The sequence below is a fragment of the Qingshengfaniella alkalisoli genome (genome assembly GCF_007855645.1).
Classification (GTDB): Bacteria; Pseudomonadota; Alphaproteobacteria; order Rhodobacterales; family Rhodobacteraceae; genus Qingshengfaniella; species Qingshengfaniella alkalisoli.
In genome coordinates, this window is sequence record NZ_CP042261.1 from 403,597 (window position 1) to 420,945 (window position 17,349).

General features: G+C 59.3%; 16 protein-coding genes. 7 read left to right on the forward strand and 9 right to left on the reverse strand.

The window, feature by feature from the left end:
• Nucleotides 1–49 precede the first annotated feature (49 nt).
• Nucleotides 50–2,329: an NADP-dependent malic enzyme gene (locus FPZ52_RS02130; protein WP_146363249.1), complete on the reverse strand. Its 2,280-nt coding sequence runs from the start codon at nucleotides 2,327–2,329 to the stop codon at nucleotides 50–52.
• A gap of 120 nt (nucleotides 2,330–2,449) precedes the next feature.
• Between FPZ52_RS02130 and FPZ52_RS02135 the strand changes: the two genes are divergently transcribed.
• The 6 genes from FPZ52_RS02135 to FPZ52_RS02160 are packed head-to-tail and all read left to right on the forward strand — an operon-like array spanning nucleotide 2,450 to nucleotide 7,436.
• Entirely contained in the window at nucleotides 2,450–2,875 is a 426-nt protein-coding gene (locus FPZ52_RS02135) for a cytidine deaminase (protein ID WP_276617448.1), read from the forward strand.
• A 4-nt stretch (nucleotides 2,876–2,879) separates the two neighbouring features.
• Entirely contained in the window at nucleotides 2,880–4,184 is a 1,305-nt protein-coding gene (locus tag FPZ52_RS02140; protein ID WP_146363253.1) for a thymidine phosphorylase, read from the forward strand.
• Nucleotides 4,184–5,404 carry a phosphopentomutase gene (locus FPZ52_RS02145; RefSeq protein ID WP_146363255.1) on the forward strand — a complete coding sequence of 407 codons (1,221 nt, stop codon included), beginning with the start codon at nucleotides 4,184–4,186 and terminating at the stop codon, nucleotides 5,402–5,404. Before FPZ52_RS02140 ends, FPZ52_RS02145 begins: the two co-directional genes overlap by 1 nt.
• The gene (locus FPZ52_RS02150; RefSeq protein WP_146363257.1) at nucleotides 5,401–6,387 is read left to right on the forward strand and encodes an adenosine deaminase; all 987 of its coding nucleotides are present in this window, start codon (nucleotides 5,401–5,403) and stop codon (nucleotides 6,385–6,387) included. The genes FPZ52_RS02145 and FPZ52_RS02150 overlap by 4 nt, the downstream gene beginning before the upstream one ends.
• A complete protein-coding gene (gene upp, locus FPZ52_RS02155) occupies nucleotides 6,380–7,030 on the forward strand; it encodes a uracil phosphoribosyltransferase (protein ID WP_146363259.1) in 651 nt (216 codons plus the stop codon). The genes FPZ52_RS02150 and upp overlap by 8 nt, the downstream gene beginning before the upstream one ends.
• Nucleotides 7,031–7,043: 13 nt before the next feature.
• Nucleotides 7,044–7,436 (forward strand): SPOR domain-containing protein, encoded by a 393-nt coding sequence (locus tag FPZ52_RS02160; RefSeq protein WP_146363261.1) that lies wholly within the window; start codon nucleotides 7,044–7,046, stop codon nucleotides 7,434–7,436.
• Between the two features lie 52 nt (nucleotides 7,437–7,488).
• On the opposite strand, the gene FPZ52_RS02165 is transcribed toward FPZ52_RS02160, so the two are convergent.
• Complete coding sequence (locus FPZ52_RS02165; RefSeq protein ID WP_146363263.1) at nucleotides 7,489–8,505, reverse strand: hypothetical protein; 1,017 nt, start codon at nucleotides 8,503–8,505, stop codon at nucleotides 7,489–7,491.
• 108 nt (nucleotides 8,506–8,613) lie between these two features.
• Here FPZ52_RS02165 and FPZ52_RS02170 point away from each other — a divergent pair, with 108 nt between their 5' ends.
• Nucleotides 8,614–9,549, forward strand: a complete 936-nt coding sequence (locus tag FPZ52_RS02170) for a DMT family transporter (RefSeq protein WP_168201247.1) — start codon at nucleotides 8,614–8,616, stop codon at nucleotides 9,547–9,549.
• A gap of 27 nt (nucleotides 9,550–9,576) precedes the next feature.
• Here FPZ52_RS02170 and FPZ52_RS02175 read toward each other — a convergent pair whose 3' ends face one another.
• From FPZ52_RS02175 to FPZ52_RS02205, 7 genes are all read right to left on the reverse strand, one after another.
• A complete protein-coding gene (locus tag FPZ52_RS02175) occupies nucleotides 9,577–11,781 on the reverse strand; it encodes a 3-hydroxyacyl-CoA dehydrogenase NAD-binding domain-containing protein (RefSeq protein WP_146363267.1) in 2,205 nt (734 codons plus the stop codon).
• 31 nt (nucleotides 11,782–11,812) lie between these two features.
• Nucleotides 11,813–12,289, reverse strand: a complete 477-nt coding sequence (locus FPZ52_RS02180) for a cupin domain-containing protein (protein WP_146363269.1) — start codon at nucleotides 12,287–12,289, stop codon at nucleotides 11,813–11,815.
• Nucleotides 12,290–12,292: 3 nt separating this feature from the next.
• Nucleotides 12,293–13,504 (reverse strand): acetyl-CoA C-acetyltransferase, encoded by a 1,212-nt coding sequence (locus tag FPZ52_RS02185; RefSeq protein WP_146363271.1) that lies wholly within the window; start codon nucleotides 13,502–13,504, stop codon nucleotides 12,293–12,295.
• Between the two features lie 16 nt (nucleotides 13,505–13,520).
• Nucleotides 13,521–14,156: a glutathione S-transferase family protein gene (locus tag FPZ52_RS02190; protein WP_146363273.1), complete on the reverse strand. Its 636-nt coding sequence runs from the start codon at nucleotides 14,154–14,156 to the stop codon at nucleotides 13,521–13,523.
• A gap of 385 nt (nucleotides 14,157–14,541) precedes the next feature.
• Complete coding sequence (locus tag FPZ52_RS02195) at nucleotides 14,542–16,320, reverse strand: acyl-CoA dehydrogenase C-terminal domain-containing protein (RefSeq protein ID WP_146363275.1); 1,779 nt, start codon at nucleotides 16,318–16,320, stop codon at nucleotides 14,542–14,544.
• Between the two features lie 54 nt (nucleotides 16,321–16,374).
• Entirely contained in the window at nucleotides 16,375–16,770 is a 396-nt protein-coding gene (locus FPZ52_RS02200; RefSeq protein ID WP_146363277.1) for a MerR family transcriptional regulator, read from the reverse strand.
• 196 nt (nucleotides 16,771–16,966) lie between these two features.
• Entirely contained in the window at nucleotides 16,967–17,344 is a 378-nt protein-coding gene (locus tag FPZ52_RS02205; protein ID WP_146363279.1) for a MerR family transcriptional regulator, read from the reverse strand.
• Between the last annotated feature and the right edge of the window lie 5 nt (nucleotides 17,345–17,349).

The window sequence follows — 17,349 nt, forward strand, 5'->3', positions numbered from 1 at the left end:
TCCGCGGCCCAGCGAACCTGTGCCGCAGAGACAATAACTACCCAACGGTTCAGCCGTAATGCGTCACGGGGGTGCCCGCTATTGCAGAAACGTTCAGCAGTCCGCGCGTCGTGATCGAAGGCGTGACGATATGCGCGCGGTTCCCCATGCCCATCAGTATCGGGCCGACCTCCAGGCCGTTGGCCTTAGCCTTAAGGATGTTGCGCAGACCCGATGCTGCGTCCGTATTGGCCATGACCAGCACGTTAGCGGCGCCGTCAAAACGGCTGCTTTGGAATATCCTTTGGCGCACGTCCGGATCGAGCGCAGAATCCACATGCATCTCGCCGTCATATGCAAAGTCGCGCGTGGCGGAATCGAGGATTTCCATCGCTTCACGCATCCGAAGCCCGGTTTCACAATCCAGATCGCCGAACTGGCTATGCGAACACAACGCGATCTTGGGTTCCAACCCGAACCGGCGGACGTGCCGCGCGCAACCGATGACCGTTTCCGCGATCTGCTGCGGGGTGGGTGTCTGGTTGACCTGCGTGTCTGCTATGAACAGCGGGCCGCCTTCGAGCACCATAAGGGACAGCGCGCCCACGGGCTGCTTCTCCTTGGTTCCGAGGATCTGGTTGATGTATTTAAGATGCCACAGGTACTGGCCGAACGTCCCGCAGATCAGGCTGTCAGCCTCTTCGCGATGCACCATGATCGCACCGATTGCGGTGGTGTTGGTCCGTGTGATGGCGCGGGCAAGATCGGGAGTGATCCCGCGGCGTTCCATCAACTGCAGGTAGGTCGTCCAGTAATCACGATAGCGGGCGTCATTTTCAGGGTTAACGACCTCGAAATCGCGACCGGGAAGAATGGCCAACCCTGCACGTTCACAGCGGGTTTCGATGACCTCGGGACGGCCGATTAGGATTGGAACCTCTGACGTTTCTTCAATAACCGCTTGAGCGGCACGGAGCACACGCTCATCCTCACCTTCTGCAAATGCGATCCGTCGGGCTGACTGGCGCGCGGCCTCGAACACCGGCCGCATCAGCATAGCGGATTTGAAGACGGACCCGTCGAGGTTCTGTTTGTAGGCTGCGATGTCGTCCAGCGGACGAGTCGCCACCCCGGTCTTCATAGCGGCCTCGGCCACGGATGTGGCAACCACGCCCATAAGGCGCGGATCAAACGGTTTCGGGATAAGGTAGTCGCGACCAAATGTCAGTTGTTCGCCCTGATAGGCCGCAGCGGCTTCGGCGCTGGTGGTCTGGCGGGCGAGTTTTGCGATGCCGTCGATGCATGCCAGCTGCATTTCGTCGTTGATCTCGGTAGCACCGACGTCCAGAGCGCCACGGAAGATGAACGGGAAGCACAGAACGTTGTTCACCTGATTCGGGAAGTCGGAGCGCCCCGTGGCGATGATCGCGTCCGGTTTTACCTCGCGCACCAGATCTGGCATGATTTCTGGCGTCGGGTTGGCGAGCGCGAAGACGATCGGACGTTCGGCCATTTTCGCGGCCATCTCGGGCTTCAGGACGCCTGGCCCCGACAGCCCCAGAAACAGATCTGCATCTTCGATCACATCGTCCAGAGTGCGCTTGTCCGACGCTTGCGCGAATGTCGCTTTTTGCGGGGTCATGTCCGAGCTGCGGCCCTCATAGACAAGCCCCTCGATGTCACACAGCCAAACGTTTTCGCGCTTCACGCCAAGCTTCAGCAACACGTTCAGACAGGCGATACCGGCAGCGCCGCCGCCGGTGGAGACGACCTTGATGTCCTCGAACGACTTACCTGCGACCTGCAATGCGTTGGTCGCCGCGGCGCCGACGACAATTGCCGTGCCGTGCTGGTCGTCATGGAAGACAGGGATGTTCATCCGCTTGCGGCAGATTTCTTCGACGATGAAGCAGTCCGGAGCCTTGATGTCTTCAAGGTTGATCGCGCCGAAGGTTGGCTCCATCGCGCAGACAATGTCGGCCATGCGCTCGGGATCGGAGGCGTCGAGTTCGATATCAAAACAGTCGATATTGGCAAATTTCTTGAACAGGACGGCCTTGCCTTCCATCACGGGCTTGGATGCCAGTGCACCGATATTGCCCAGTCCAAGCACGGCCGAACCATTCGATACGACCGCCACCAGATTGCCGCGCGATGTAAATCGGCTGGCGTTGACAGGGTCGTTCTGGATTTCGATACAGGCCTCGGCCACGCCCGGTGAATAGGCGCGCGACAGGTCACGACCATTGGCAAGCGGCTTGGTCGCGCGGATCTCCAACTTACCGGGTTTCGGAAATTCGTGATAATTCAGCGCTGCCTGCTTCAGGGCGTCGTGCCGATCGTCGGACATTCTTGTCTCTCCACCTGTCTCCTGCGCTGTAACTACACTGCGTAAGTCGGGGACAACAGCCCCGGATTGTTCGCATTTCGACGAACCACCTGCTTGCATCATCGGACAGACAGCACCAGAATCGTCCGAAACGATAAGAGTCGGAGCACTGGAATGAATCTGCGCGATGCCGCCCTCAAGGTCAGACTGAACGCCTATGCGCCCTACTCAGGGTTCAAAGTGGGCGCGGTTGTAAAGTCCGGTAGTGGTGCCGTCTTCAGCGGCGTGAATGTCGAAAACGCGGCTTACCCGGAAGGCACCTGTGCCGAGGCCGGTGCGATTGCCGCAATGATTGCGGCAGGTGAAACGAAAGTGACCGAAGTGTATGTCGTGGCGGATGCGCCGCGCCCGGTTCCGCCGTGTGGCGGATGCCGCCAGAAGCTGTCCGAGTTCGCGGTGGGCGATGTGCCAGTGACACTGGCGACGACTGAGGGCACGGAATACCACACGACTGTCGCGGATCTTCTGCCGGGGGCATTCGTCACCGCAGACATGGAGCGGGCCTGACGCCATGGATCCCAAACGCATATTGGGCAAGCTGCGGCGCGGCGAGACGCTCGATGATGCGGATATGTCGGCCTTTGCGAACGGGCTTGCTTCTGGCGAGGTATCGGATGCTCAGGGCGCGGCCTTTGCGATGGCTGTGTGCAAGGCAGGGTTGAGCGCCGGCGTAACGGCGTCACTGACCCGCGCCATGCGCGATAGCGGCCATGTGTTGCGTTGGGATCTGCCTGGGCCGGTGCTGGACAAGCATTCGACAGGGGGGCTGGGCGATGCTACATCGCTGGTGATTGCGCCCATGCTTGCCGCGCTGGGGGCCTATGCGCCGTTCCTATCTGGCCGAGGGCTTGGACATACGGGCGGTACGCTGGACAAGCTGGAAGCTATTGCGGGCGTTTCAACCGACATGTCGGAAGAGACGCTGCGCCGGATGGTCACGCAGATCGGCTGTGCCATTGTCGGGGCCAGTGCAGAAATCGCGCCAGCTGATCAAAGGCTTTACGCGCTGCGCGATCACACCTCGACCGTCGATAGTCAGGAACTGATCACTGCATCAATCCTGTCCAAGAAACTGGCCACGGGTGCGGATGCGATGGTGTTGGATGTCAAGGGTGGTACCGGTGCGTTTATGAAATCACGTGAAGATGCTTCGGCGTTGGCCCGTTCCTTGGTGGAGGTCGCCAATGCGGCGGGCACGCCCACCCGCGCACTGATCACCGACATGAATCAACCCTTGGCACCTGCTGTCGGCAATGCGGTCGAGATCGCCGAGGTGCTGAATGTCCTGACCGATCCGCAACCGCAATCACGTCTTTGCCAACTCAGCTTGGTGCTGTGCGGCGAATTGATGGTGTTGGGCGGTATGTCCGACACCGCGGAAGCGGGGGCAAGACGTGCGCTTGACACCTTGCACAGTGGGCATGCAGCCGAGAAGTTTGCCGAGATGGTGCATGGGCTTGGCGGCCCAACTGATGTCGTCGAACGGTCCAGCGCGTATCTGCCTGCTGCCGGGGTGGTCCGTCCGGTTTATCCTGATAGCGCCGGCGTGGTGGCAGCTATCGACGGGACCGCTTTAGGTCAGATCGTGCTGGAACTGGGCGGGGGGCGTCGCAAGCCCGCTGATGCGATCAATCCGGCCGTGGGGCTGACCGACGTGGCGAGTTTGGGGCAGGGGGTGGGCACCGATGTGCCGCTTGCAATGGTCCATGCTGCGGATGAGGCAGGGTTCGAACGCACGGTGCAAGCCCTTAAATCCGCCTTTCACGTTGCGGAGAAGGGCAGTGCCCCATCGCTCATTCATGACAGGGTACCTTGATGGCTAGAGCATTTCTCATCGTTCTTGACTCCGTCGGTTGCGGGGGCGCCCCCGATGCCGCGGAGTTCGGTGATGAAGGCGCGAACACACTTGGCCACATCGCCCAATCCTGTGCGGCTGGTGAGGCGGAAACGGGTCGCCATGGCCCCTTGTCCTTGACCACGATGGCCCGCATGGGGCTGGGCGAGTCGATGCGTCTCGCCGTTGATCCCGCACCTGGCGGGCTGGACACATGGCCGGAACCGACCCAAAAAGGCGCGTTCTGGGCGGTGGCGCGGGAACATTCGCAGGGAAAGGACACACCGTCGGGACATTGGGAACTGGCAGGCGTGCCTGTTCCATGGGACTGGCATTACTTTCCGAAAGCCGAGCCCGCCTTCCCGGCTGACTTGGTCGAAGAGGTTTGCAAGACAGCCGACGTCGATGGGGTTTTGGGCAATTGCCACGCATCGGGAACCGAGATTGTTTCGCGGCTGGGCGCCGAGCATCTTCGCACCGGTTGGCCGATCTGCTACACATCGACCGACAGCGTCTTTCAGATCGCTGCGCATGAAGATGCCTTCGGGTTGGATCGTCTCTTGCGCCTCTGCGAAGACCTCGCTCCTACATTGCACAAGATGAAGGTTGGGCGTGTCATCGCGCGGCCCTTCGTTGGCAATGAGACTGAAGGATTTACCCGCACAACCAACCGCCGCGATTACGCCATTGCGCCACCGAAGCCGACGCTGTGTGACTGGGCGCAGGCGGATGGGCGAAAGGTTCATGCAATCGGCAAGATCAAGGATATCTTCTCGGGACAAGGTATCACCGATGTGCGCAAGGGCGATGATGCGACACTGATGGAGCATCTGCTTGATGTCCTCGATACCTCTGAAGACGGCAGTCTTATTTTCGCGAATTTCGTGGAATTCGACAGCCTTTATGGTCACCGACGCGACGTGTCGGGATATGCAGCGGCGCTGGAGTGGTTCGACGCGCATGTGCCCCAGTTGGTCAGCAAGATGCGATCTGACGATTTGCTGTTAATAACAGCCGACCACGGCAATGATCCGACCTGGCGCGGGACGGACCACACACGCGAACAGGTACCGGTCATTGGCTGCATTGCGGGGCGGGATATGCTGGGGTATCGCGGGCAGCGAAATTTCGTGGATGTTGCTGCATCTGTTGCAGCGCATCTCGGACTTAGCAACACCGGCCCCGGAGACAGCTTTCTGTGACTGATCTGAACCGCATCGAACTGCATCTGCACCTGGAGGGCGCAGCCCCGCCATCCTTCATTGGCGGGCTGGCCAAAGAAAAGAAGGTTGATATTGCGCGGGCTTTTGACGTGCAGGGCGGATATGCTTTTGGTGACTTCGCCCAGTTCCTGAAGGTGTATGAGGTGGCAACATCGGTACTGTCCACCCCGGAAGACTATTACCGCCTGACGCTCGCGGTTCTGGAGGAACAGGCGGAGCAAGGCATCCTCTACACAGAAACATTCCTTGCTCCGGATTTCTGCGGAAAGGGCGATGTGTCAGCTTGGCGGGAGTATCTGGCAGCGATGCAGGAAGCCGCGGACCAAGCAGAGGCGCAATTCGGAACCATCTTGCGTGGGATCGTGACGGCTGTGCGCCATTTCGGGCCCGATCAGGCGAAAGACACGGCTCTTTGCGCTGCTGAAACCGCTGGGGACTGGATCGTGGGCTTTGGGTTGGCCGGTGACGAACGTATGGGGCAAAAGCGTGATTTTGCATGGAGCTTCGATCTGGCACGCGAAGCCGGTTTGCGGCTGACCGCTCATGCGGGAGAATGGGGCGGTCCGGCATCCGTTCGAGATGCGCTGGACCATCTGCGTGTGGAACGCATCGGACACGGGGTACAGGCGATTGACGACCCTGCGCTGGTTGAACGGCTGGTTGAAGACGGCATTACGCTAGAGGTCTGCCCGGGATCCAACGTGGCCCTTGGCGTATATGGCGCATGGAATGGCCATCCGATCCAGAAGCTACGCGATGCCGGCGTTAAGGTGACCGTATCAACCGACGATCCACCATTTTTCCATACGAGCATGACGGATGAGTACGACCATCTGGCAGAGACATTCGGGTGGCAGGATGACGATTTCCGCGCCATAAACATGACTGCGGCGCAATCTGCGTTTTGCGATGCTGTGACGCGAGAGAGACTGATCAAGAAGCTGGAGCCGACAGATGACTGAAACTGCGACTGACATTCCGCATCTGACGGTGGTGACGCACCCCTTGGTGCAGCACAAGCTGACGATCATGCGCGAGAAGGACACTTCGACCAAGAGCTTCCGCCAACTGCTGCGCGAGATCAGTCAGCTTTTGGCCTATGAGGCGACGCGCAATCTGCCGATGACCGCCAAACGCATTGAAACACCGCTTGTCGAAATGGACGCGCCGGTGCTGGATGGCAAGAAGCTTGCTTTGATTTCCATCCTGCGCGCGGGAAACGGGTTGCTTGATGGCGTTTTGGAATTGGTTCCAGCGGCGCGCGTGGGGTTTGTCGGGCTGTACCGTGACGAAGTAACGCTTCAGCCGGTTCAGTACTATTTCAAAGTGCCCACGGAGCTTGAAGACCGTTTGGTCATTGCCGTTGATCCGATGCTGGCAACGGGCAATTCTTCCGTTGCCGCGATTGACTTGCTGAAGGAAGCTGGTGCGAAGAACATTCGGTTCATGTCGCTTCTGGCGTCGCCTGAAGGCGTCGGGCGGATGAAGGAAGCGCATCCTGACGTGCCGATCATCACCGCCGCGCTGGATGAAGGGCTGACCGACAAGGGTTACATAATTCCTGGGCTTGGTGATGCCGGTGACCGGATGTTCGGCACAAAGTGAATAGCAACCGCTGATGACGCTGAAAGTGTTCCTGAACGCAGCTATTCTTGCGACCGGCATGGCGCAGGCTTCGTTCGCATCGTGCGACCCGGTAGAAATCCAGATCGGTGAACAGTCGGTGTTGGCGCAGCGCACGGATGACGCCTGCGTGACCAGCGACATGACCGCCGCGATTGCACGAACGCCTTCGGGCACGGTGCGTGCGCCCGTTTTTTCAGAACCAGGGGTGTATATTCAGGTGGCTGCTTTTGGATTGCCGCGTAATGCCGACAAGACTATTGCCAAGCTAGCCGTCAAAGGATTCGGCGTGTGGCGTCAGGAATTCCGCACGCGGCAAGCAACAGTTGGATATTATCTACATTGGTCCGTTTGCGAACGAGGAAGACGCACGCGAAGCTCTTCGTAGAACGCGGGTGATGGGCTTCCCCGACGCCTTCCTGCGGTATCAGAACTAGGCGCTACTCCTCGCAAACTCCTTGTAACCGCAACCAGTCGGAATCGCTCATCAGCGGCTCCGGCGTGCCAGCCGGAAAGGGATCTGCCTCGATAAGCGCCAAGGTGGTCTCGCCGCTGTCGTCGAGTGCGTATGCGTATGGGCGGCTCGAAATGCCAACGCTTTCCAGCAGGCCAATCGTTGTGTCTGTGGTCAGGGTAGAGGTGTCGCGGATCAGGAAGTCATCGGCATAGTCGGCGACTTTCTTGTCAGGTAACGCACCTGTTGTCAGAAGCGATAGTGCAGCACCCATCCCCATCTGTGTCATCAGCTTTACCATCGGATCGCTTTGGCGGGCTTCTTCTGCTTCTACCAGTAATGCACTGGCGAGAGCATCTGCTTCGGTGTGCTTCGTAATCAGATCGGCTCTTGCCAACAGCGTTTGTCCCGGCAGATGTGTCGCCAGTGCCGGTCCGCTAGGGACGATGACGACTTTCCATTGCTCACCTGAAAACAACCGATTCAGCAGGTTGGCAAGTGTCGCGCGACCTTCTCGTCCCGCGCAAGCCTGTCCCGTCACCTTTTCAAGTTCGGACAACATCTTCTGCCCGATGGCCGCGCGTGTGGGGTCAGGCAGCGCTTGCGCTGTGTGGCGGGTCACGGCATCGGGAAGCCACACAACTCCGACCGCGATGCAGGCCAAGGCAATTGCGGCGAATGCGATCTTGCGCAACGTGCCGCTCGGCCTGCCGCTGCGCTTAACGGCGTGCCGCACGGTTTCAATTGCGTCGATCATCGTCGGGTCGTCGATTTCAAGGATTTCTTCGCTGCCCGGTGCGGGCGTGAAGATTGCGGGATCCGATTTGCTGTTGGATCTCTCGACTGCGGGGAGCGACCAGTGCGCAAGCACCGTTTCCGCCGAATCGCGAATGATCAGCGTTGCATCGCCCAGTGAGACGAAGACGTTCTTGCGTTGTGCCTGTGCCGATTCACGCCACACGCCGGGCGCTTCAAGCCGCTCGTATTGGGTTAACGCCGTCATTGACGGGCCTGCCTCTTATTCTTGGTTCTTGCGTCGAACGTAGTGCAGGCGTGAGCCCCTGACAATGCGACCCTTGACCTTATGGCAGTGGTTGGTGCCAATGCGCTGATGAGTAAGGCATTCACAAATGCGCGAGTCAACCAGCCGCTGTCCGCCGCGGGTCTGATCCTGACGGCCATGGCTCTAATGGGGCTGATCGACAACTACGTGGTGATCATCGCGGAAACTACGGGGCTTTGGCAGTTCCAGGTGATCCGGTCAGCTATGGCATTGTGCATGCTGATGGCAGTGGCGCGCTGGCGCGGGTGGCGTTTGAGGCCACGTAAATGGACGCCGGTGATTGCACGCACCGCTATTCAGTCAACCGCATTGATCATCTACTTTGCCGCGCTGGCGATTATGCCGATATCACAGGCCGTCGCAGGTTTGTTCACTGCGCCACTTTTTGTCGTGCTGCTCTCTGTTGTGGTCTATCGGCATCCACTGGACCTTATCCGAGCGGTCGCGGTGATTTGCGGCTTCGTCGGCGTCATCCTGGTGCTCCGCCCGGAAACTGGCGGTTCCGACTGGTTCAGCATCTTGCCGATACTTGCGGGGCTGTTCTATGCGCTCACGGCAGTGGCCACCAGGGAGTGGTGCTCAGACGAAAATGCGCTGACGCTGCTCTTCGGCTTCTTTACCGGGATGGGATTGTACGGAGTGATCGGATTGGGGGTATTGTCGACCTTCCCCGTGATCGCGCCCGAAGGCGCGGCAGGTTTCTCGTTTCGAATGTGGGGGGTGATGTCAGGTGAGGCGTGGCTGTGGACCTTCGCTCAAGCGGTCGGATCGCTCATTGCCGTGGGGTGCATCACACGGGCATACCAATTGGGCGAAGCGTCCTATGTTACCGTCTTTGAATACGCGCTGCTGGTTTTCGCGGTGTTTTGGGGCTGGGCACTGTTCGGGGACCGGATTGATACGTTAGGGGCGCTCGGGATCGTGGTTATCATTCTGTCGGGCACCGTGATCACCTTGCGCGGATCGCCCGATCAAAAGGAATAGGGGCCGCGCGAAACGGCCCCGTGCAAATCAGGCAGCGTCGGCACGCTGACCATCAAGGCGATCGTAAAAGCCTTCGCCATTCTCTGCCAGCTCACGCAGCAGGGCAGGGGCTTCGAACCGCTTTCCGTAGGCTTCGGTTAGCGTGTCGCAGCGTTCCACCGCCCAAGCCGCACCGACCATGTCGAGCCAGCTGAGCACACCACCCGACCACGGCGCGAAGCCCCAGCCAAGGATGCTTGCCACGTCGCCTTCGCGGATGTCCATCAGCACGCCGTCTTCCAGCGCACGCACGGCTTCGAGCGCCTGCGCGAACAGAAGGCGTTGCTGGACTTCCTGCAGATCAGGTTGTTCGTCCGCGACTGGAAACTGATCGATCAGGCCGTCCCACAGACCCTGACGCTTGCCTTTTTCGTCATACGCGTAGAAGCCGGCATTCGCCTTGCGGCCCAAACGACCCTGTTCCTCCATCCAGAAGATGACTTCGTCCACCTCACCATCGGGGTAGGCATCCCCCATCGCCGCGCGGGTGGCGCGGGCGATCTTTGCGCCCAGATCGATCGAGGTCTCATCCGTCAACTGCAGAGGGCCAAGCGGCATGCCAACCATCTTGGCGGCGTTCTCGATCAGGGCAGGCGTCACGCCCTCGCGCACCATCCGCAACCCTTCATTTATGTAGGGGATGATGCAGCGGTTGGCATAGAAGAAGCGCGCATCGTTAACAACGATCGGCGTCTTGCGGATCTGGCGAACGAAGTCGAGCGCCTTGGCCACGGCCACATCACCCGTTTGCTTGCCCTTGATGATCTCGACGAGAAGCATCTTGTCGACTGGGCTGAAGAAATGGATACCGATGAATTGCTCGGGGCGCTTGCTGGCTTTCGCCAGATCGGTAATCGGCAACGTCGAGGTATTGGTCGCAAAGATCGCGTCGTCGCCCAGAATCGCCTCGGCCTTCGCCGTGACCTCGGCCTTGACCTTCGGGTCTTCGAAAACGGCCTCGACGATCAGATCGCAGCCCTTGAGCGCGTCGTAATCGGTCGTCGGCAGGATGCGGGACAGTACTTCGTCTTTCTTCTCGGGTGTGACCTTCTTGCGGCTGATACCCTTGTCCAGGATGCTCTCGGCATGGGCCTTGCCCTTGTCTGCGGCGTCCTGCTTGGCGTCGATCAGCGCGACCTCGATCCCCGCATTGGCGGCGACATAAGCGATGCCCGCGCCCATCATGCCCGCGCCCAGGATGCCCAGTTTCCGGACTTTCTGATCAGGCACATCGGGACGGTTCGCGCCTTTTTCCAGCGCTTCCTTGTTGATGAACAGCGACCGGATCATATTCGACGACGACGGGTTCATCAGCACATTGGTGAACCAGCGGGCCTCGATCTTCAGCGCCGTGTCGAATGGCACCAGCGCACCTTCATAAACCGCTGACAGAAGCGCCTTGGCTGCCGGGTAGACGCCTTTCGTGTTGCCGTTGACCATGGCCGAAGCACCCACGAAGGTCATGAACCCGGTCGGGTGATAGGGCGCGCCGCCGGGAAACTTGTAACCCTTCTGGTCCCATGGCTTCACGATATCCGCATCTTTGGCGGACAGGACCCATGCCTTCGCGCTGGCAAGCAGTTCGTCGGCAGGGACGACTTCATCCACGATCCCGCTCGACTTTGCCTTCTTCGGGTCGAGCAGCTTGCCCTCCAGAAGAATAGGCGCGGCAGCCATTGCGCCCAGCTTGCGGCTGATGCGCGTCGTGCCGCCCGCGCCGGGGAAGATCCCGACCTTGATCTCTGGTAAACCGATCTTGGCCTTGGGGTTGTCGGCGGCAAAGATGCGGTGGCACGACAGCGGAATTTCCAGACCGATACCAAGCGCCGTGCCGGGCAGGGCGGCCGCGATCGGTTTACCGCCCTTGTTGGTCTTGGGGTCCATGCCGGCGCGTTCGATTTTGCGAAGGATCGCGTGGATCTGCATGATTCCGTCGAACAGTCCACGCGCGGGGTCGTCGCCCGCGTCTTCCTTCATGCGTGCGATGATGTTCAGGTCCATACCGCCGGCGAAGCTGTCCTTCGCGGATGTGATGACCACACCCTTCACCGCCTCATCGGCCAGCGCCTTATCGACCATCCCGTCAAGCTCGACAAACCCTTCGCGGGACATCACGTTCATGGACTTGTTCTTGACGTCCCAGGCGATGACTGCAACGCCATCGGCGTCCAACTCATAGGTAAAGTCGGTCATTGAGAACCTCCGAAGTTTTCTGGGCCGAGGATCATTCGTCGTCTCTCGGCGGATAGGGGGTGCCGTCGAGGCGGGTGAACTGGCCCTTGCCCTCGCGGCGCACGGACAGCAGATCGCAGCCCGGATAATGACAGGTCTCGTCGGGCAGGCGGCTGCCCACGATCAGGTAGCGCACGGGCGTATCACCATCGTTGCGGATGGTGTGGCCGACGCCTTCGTCAGCGGGCCACCCGCAGGCGTCGCCCGGGTGAAGCACATGGTGTTCATCCGCTTCGGTGACGGTCAGAACGCCCTCCAGCACGTAAAGAAATTCATCCTCATTTTCGTGCCAGTGCTTGAGCGAGCCGCGCATGCCGGGGTCGAGCCGTTCGACGTAGACGCCGAACTGGGTCAGCCCTGCCGTGGCGCCCAAAGGCACACCATGCACCCCGTCGCTGCCCGCGCCGTAAGGTTCGGGGTAGCGGGACGGGAATGCCTTTTCCGCGATGCTGCCCTTGCGCAGGATCATGGTTCAGACCCGCTCGATGATCGTGGCGGCACCCATGCCGGAAGCAATGCACAGCGTGGCCAGACCGACTTCCTTGTCAGAGCGTTCCAGCTCATCCAGCAGCGTGCCGATGATGATCGCGCCGGTCGCGCCCAGCGGGTGGCCCATCGCGATGGAGCCGCCGTTGACGTTGACCTTGGCGGGATCCGCATCGAAGGCCTGTTGGAACCGCAGGACAACGGATGCAAAGGCTTCGTTTACCTCGAACAGGTCGATGTCGGAAATCGCCATGCCGCTTTCGCGCAGGATCTTCTGGGTGGCGGGCACGGGACCGGTCAGCATTATGGTCGGGTCGGTGCCGATCTTTGCCGTTGCACGGATGCGCGCGCGTGGCGTCAGTCCGTATTCCTCGCCGAACTCCTTGTTGCCGATCAGCACAGCGGCGGACCCGTCCACGATGCCCGAGCTGTTGCCCGCGTGGTGGATGTGGTTGATCCGTTCCAGATGCGGGTATTTCATCAGCGCGATGCTATCAAACCCGGGCATGGTTTCACCCATGTCCTTGAACGACGCCTTCAGCGCACCCAGAGCCTGCATGTCGGTGCCGGGGCGCATGTATTCGTCGTGGTCAAGGATGGTCAGGCCGTTCTGGTCCTTGATCTCGATGATAGACTTGGCAAAGCGGTTGTCGTCCCAAGCGGACTTGGCGCGCTTTTGCGATTCAACCGCCAGCGCGTCGGCATCGTCGCGGGAAAATCCGTACTCCGTCGCGATGATGTCGGCAGAGATGCCTTGCGGGACGAAATAGGTGTCCATTGCCAGCGTCGGGTCGACAGCAATTGCTGCCCCGTCAGATCCCATCGGCACGCGTCCCATCATTTCCACGCCGCCAGCGACATAGGCGCGTCCTGCGCCACCTTTAACCTGGTTGGCCGCGAGGTTCACCGCTTCCATACCCGAGGCGCAGAAACGGTTGATCGCCAGACCCGGCACGGATTCGTCGAAATCAGATGCCAGCACGGCGGTCCGCGCAAGACAGCCACCCTGTTCGCCCACCTGCGTGACATTGCCCCAGATCACGTCTTCGATTGCCGTGGTGTCGAGATTGTTACGCTCCTTGATCGCGTTCAGAACCTGAGCGGACAGCCGCACCGAAGTGACTTCATGCAGGCTCCCGTCCTTGCGGCCCTTGCCGCGCGGGCTGCGCACTGCGTCATAGATATATGCGTCGGTCATGTAGTCCTCGCTTGTCTTACGCTCGGTCGGCTGGCGAGCCGGGCATCAAATCGTAGGGGTGTTTCCAACCGGGTTGGTCCGCGATGCGATCAAGCCAGCGGTCGATATGGGGCCAGTCCTTGCGGTCGAAGCTGAATGGTTCGGGGTAATAGAGATACCCGCAGCAGGACAGGTCGGCGATGGTCGGGCCGTTGCCTACGATCCAGTCGCGCCCGTCGAGATGGCCGTTGAGAACGGCGAGGGCGGTTCCAAGGCGCCCTTGCATCCAGTCTATGACGGGTTGAGGGCGCTTTCCTTCCGGCAGAAAGTTCATCAGGAACCGTAGAGCGCCAGCCTGAGACGACATCTTGTGATTGTCCCATAAAACCCAGCGCAGCACTTCCTTGCGTTCTGCGGGGGTGTCGCCGCCCAGCTTTCCGGTTTTATCGGCGATGTGGAACTGTATTGCACCGGATTGGCTGAGCGTCTCGTCACCATCGATCAATACAGGGACTTCGCCCATTTCATTGATTGCGCGGAATTCGGGTGTGCGGGCCTCGCCGTTGAAGAAATCGACATAGACCGGTTCCCAGTCGACACTCGCCAGTTGCATTGTCAGCGCCGCCTTATAGGCGTTGCCGGATTCGCCAAAGCAGTAGAGCTTGATCGCCATATCCCCTCCCGTCTTTATGCGCGTGGCTGAGCGCATGTTCCATTTTGACAGTTGGGGAATGTCTAGCCGTGTTTCGAGTGATGCGCAGGTGAAACGTTGCGTCGCGAATTTGGATCGGTCGATTTGCGCTCGACTGGTCGGCGCGAGGCGGGGCCAATCGGGGGAGGCCGTAGAAGTAGGAAGACAATCGCGATAGCCAGAATTCAGAAGGTGTTTGATTTCTACAAACTGGAGCCCCTCATCCTTCGCGACACGACTGCCCCGATGATCACGGCGAACTGAAGAATTCCCTCATTTGTTACGCTCCCTATGGTTGGCAGAAGGCGTAAGGTGGCGCGGAGAAAAGATAAGAAAAACCCCGGCGCGAGGCCGGGGTCTAGAAAACTCAGAATTGGCCGACAGCCAGATCCATCACAGGTTCAGCGCCGCTCTCGATGCGCTTGAGGTGCATTGACGTGGCTGGCAATTGGCGTGCCATGTAGTAGCGCCCCGTCGCCAGTTTGGCCTGCAGGAACTCTACGTCGCTGTCGCCTGCATCCAGACGCTCCTGTGCGGCCTTTGCCATGCGCGCCCACATAAGACCAAGGCAGACATGCCCGAACAGGTGCATGAAGTCATAGCTTCCCGACAGCGCGTTGTTGGGGTTTTTCATACCGTTCTGCATGAAATACATGCCCGCCGCCTGAAGGTCCTTCGATGCGGCTTTCAGCGGCTCCAGGAAGTCCTTGGCCAGCACTTCATTGTCGGCATTGTCCTTGATGAAGTCCTTCACCAGATCGAAGAAGGCCATCACGGTCTTGCCGCCATTCTGTCCCAGCTTGCGGCCAACCAGATCCAGCGACTGAATCCCGTTCGTGCCTTCATAGATCATCGTAATGCGCGCATCGCGGACGAACTGTTCCAGACCCCATTCCCTGGTGAAGCCAGAGCCGCCAAGCGTCTGCTGAGCCAACACCGTCGTTTCGAACCCTTTGTCGGTCAGGAAGCCCTTGATGACGGGGGTCAGCAACGAGATCAGCGCCTCGGCATCCTTGTCGTCCTTGCGGTGGGCGGCGTCGATCAGGCTGGCACCCCAGAAGGTGAATGCGCGTGCGCCTTCGACGAATGACTTCTGATGCATCAGGTTCCGGCGGACATCCGGGTGAACGATGATGGGATCGGCCGGACCTTCCGGGTTCTTCGTGCCGGTGACGTCACGCCCCTGAAGGCGGTCCTTTGCAAAACCCAGCGCGTTTTCATAGGCAACTGCACCTTGCGCATAGCCTTGCAAACCGACGCCCAGACGCGCTTCGTTCATCATCGTGAACATCGCGCGCATGCCTTTGTGTTCTTCGCCGATTAGGAAACCCGTCGCGCCGTCATAGTTCATGACGCAGGTCGCGTTGCCATGGATGCCCATCTTGGATTCCAGCCCGCCGCAGGACACGGCGTTGCGATCACCAAGCGAGCCGTCTTCGTTCACCATGAATTTGGGAACGATGAACAGGGAAATGCCCTTGATACCATCCGGGCCGCCGGGAATTTTGGCCAGAACAAGATGGATTATGTTCTCGCTCATGTCGTGCTCACCGGCGGAGATCCAGATTTTGGAGCCGGTGATCTTGAAACTGCCATCGTCCTGAGGTTCTGCCTTGGTGCGAATCAGACCCAGATCCGTGCCACATTGCGGCTCGGTCAGGTTCATGGTGCCGGACCAGATCCCGTCGATCATGTTGGGCAAATAGGTGGCCTTCTGTTCGTCCGAGCCGTGCGCGTGTATCGCCGAATAGGCGCCATGTGTCAGGCCTTGATACATGTTGAAGGCCATATTGGCGGATACGAACATCTCACCGGTCGCGCATTGCAGCAGGTAGGGCATGCCCTGGCCGCCATATTCCGGATCGGCATCGAGCCCCATCCAACCGCCTTCGCGCATCTTGTCATAGGCTTCTTTGAAACCCTTTGGTGTGCGAACCACATCGTTTTCCAACGTGCAGCCTTCTTCATCGCCCACGTTGTTCAAGGGAGCAAGAACTTCGGTGGACAGTTTCCCGGCTTCTTCGAGTACGGCTGCAGTGAACTCGCGGTCGAGCTCGTCATAGCCGGGAATGTCCGACTGCGCGATATTGAGAACATCGTGCAGCACGAACTGCATGTCTTTCGTTGGTGCCGTATAGGTCGGCATTCAGTTCTCTCCCTGTATAGGCCGACCACGTTATGCGGTCGGGCGGTCATTTTTTCATGCGGCTTTTGAACCCGTAAGTTCTGCGTGTTGGTCTTTCGTCCATTTGAGCAGATTGTTGAGCTCGTCGATCGCTTTGCCCAAATCTTCGCGTTCAGCCTTGAGGCCTTCGAGACGCGCAGCGCCCAACTTGTTGAAAGCTTCAAGTTGCGTCGCTCCGGTCTTGTCGGCGTCGTACAGATCCAGAAGCTGGCGGATTTCTTCCAGGCTGAACCCAAAACGCTTGCCGCGCAGAATCAGCTTCAGCCGACCGCGGTCAGCTTTCGTAAACAGGCGTTTTTGACCAATGCGAACTGGCGCCAGGAGCTCTTTGGCTTCGTAGAAACGAAGCGTCCGGGCCGTTACCTGAAATTCGTCGCACATCTCGCGGATGGTCATGGTTTTCTCAGTCATATCAACTTGTCCTCACGTAACACATTTGTAACGAACGCAGCGGAAGTGAGGACTTCGCCATCACGTTACAAGATGTATGCATGCGAATAGAAACGGAACGTGGCGTCATATAATGGACCACGAAATGTTACGGAAGGAAAAATTTTGAAGGCGAAATAATCTTTCCGCATGACTCGGCGGAAATTTTCTGAGTCTTTTAATTGCTGATCGATTCGGCGGTTGCGTCCCTCAGGTCGCGCAGCGCGTCGATCGTTTCTTCAAGGTGCTTGCGTTCATCGGCAAGCTCGATCAGCTTTCTATCTGCCAGTTCGATCCACGCTTCCATTTGGGCGCGGTTGCCGCTCTCTTCATAGATCAGCAGCCACTGACGGATTTCTTCAAGGCTGAAACCAAACCGGCGACCCCGGAGAATCAAGGTCATCCGCGCGACCTCACGGGGGGTGTAGTATCGACTGCGGCCTTCCTTCTCGGGTTGCAACAGTTCGATATACTCGTAATGGCGCAGCGTTCTAGGCGTGACATCGAATTTCGCGCACATTTCCTTGAAGGTCAGTATGGGCTGCTCGTCTGACATGGGGC

Excerpts from the sequence above, each read along its gene's own strand:
- FPZ52_RS02140 (WP_146363253.1), top strand. The coding sequence starts at position 2,880 with ATGGATCCCAAACGCATATTGGGCAAGCTGCGGCGCGGCGAGACGCTC.
- FPZ52_RS02200 (WP_146363277.1), bottom strand. The coding sequence starts at position 16,770 with ATGACTGAGAAAACCATGACCATCCGCGAGATGTGCGACGAATTTCAG.
- FPZ52_RS02165 (WP_146363263.1), bottom strand. The coding sequence starts at position 8,505 with ATGACGGCGTTAACCCAATACGAGCGGCTTGAAGCGCCCGGCGTGTGG.
- FPZ52_RS02145 (WP_146363255.1), top strand. The coding sequence starts at position 4,184 with ATGGCTAGAGCATTTCTCATCGTTCTTGACTCCGTCGGTTGCGGGGGC.
- FPZ52_RS02175 (WP_146363267.1), bottom strand. The coding sequence starts at position 11,781 with ATGACCGACTTTACCTATGAGTTGGACGCCGATGGCGTTGCAGTCATC.
- FPZ52_RS02190 (WP_146363273.1), bottom strand. The coding sequence starts at position 14,156 with ATGGCGATCAAGCTCTACTGCTTTGGCGAATCCGGCAACGCCTATAAG.
- FPZ52_RS02130 (WP_146363249.1), bottom strand. The coding sequence starts at position 2,329 with ATGTCCGACGATCGGCACGACGCCCTGAAGCAGGCAGCGCTGAATTAT.
- FPZ52_RS02205 (WP_146363279.1), bottom strand. The coding sequence starts at position 17,344 with ATGTCAGACGAGCAGCCCATACTGACCTTCAAGGAAATGTGCGCGAAA.
- upp (WP_146363259.1), top strand. The coding sequence starts at position 6,380 with ATGACTGAAACTGCGACTGACATTCCGCATCTGACGGTGGTGACGCAC.
- FPZ52_RS02180 (WP_146363269.1), bottom strand. The coding sequence starts at position 12,289 with ATGATCCTGCGCAAGGGCAGCATCGCGGAAAAGGCATTCCCGTCCCGC.
- FPZ52_RS02160 (WP_146363261.1), top strand. The coding sequence starts at position 7,044 with ATGACGCTGAAAGTGTTCCTGAACGCAGCTATTCTTGCGACCGGCATG.
- FPZ52_RS02185 (WP_146363271.1), bottom strand. The coding sequence starts at position 13,504 with ATGACCGACGCATATATCTATGACGCAGTGCGCAGCCCGCGCGGCAAG.
- FPZ52_RS02195 (WP_146363275.1), bottom strand. The coding sequence starts at position 16,320 with ATGCCGACCTATACGGCACCAACGAAAGACATGCAGTTCGTGCTGCAC.
- FPZ52_RS02170 (WP_168201247.1), top strand. The coding sequence starts at position 8,614 with ATGAGTAAGGCATTCACAAATGCGCGAGTCAACCAGCCGCTGTCCGCC.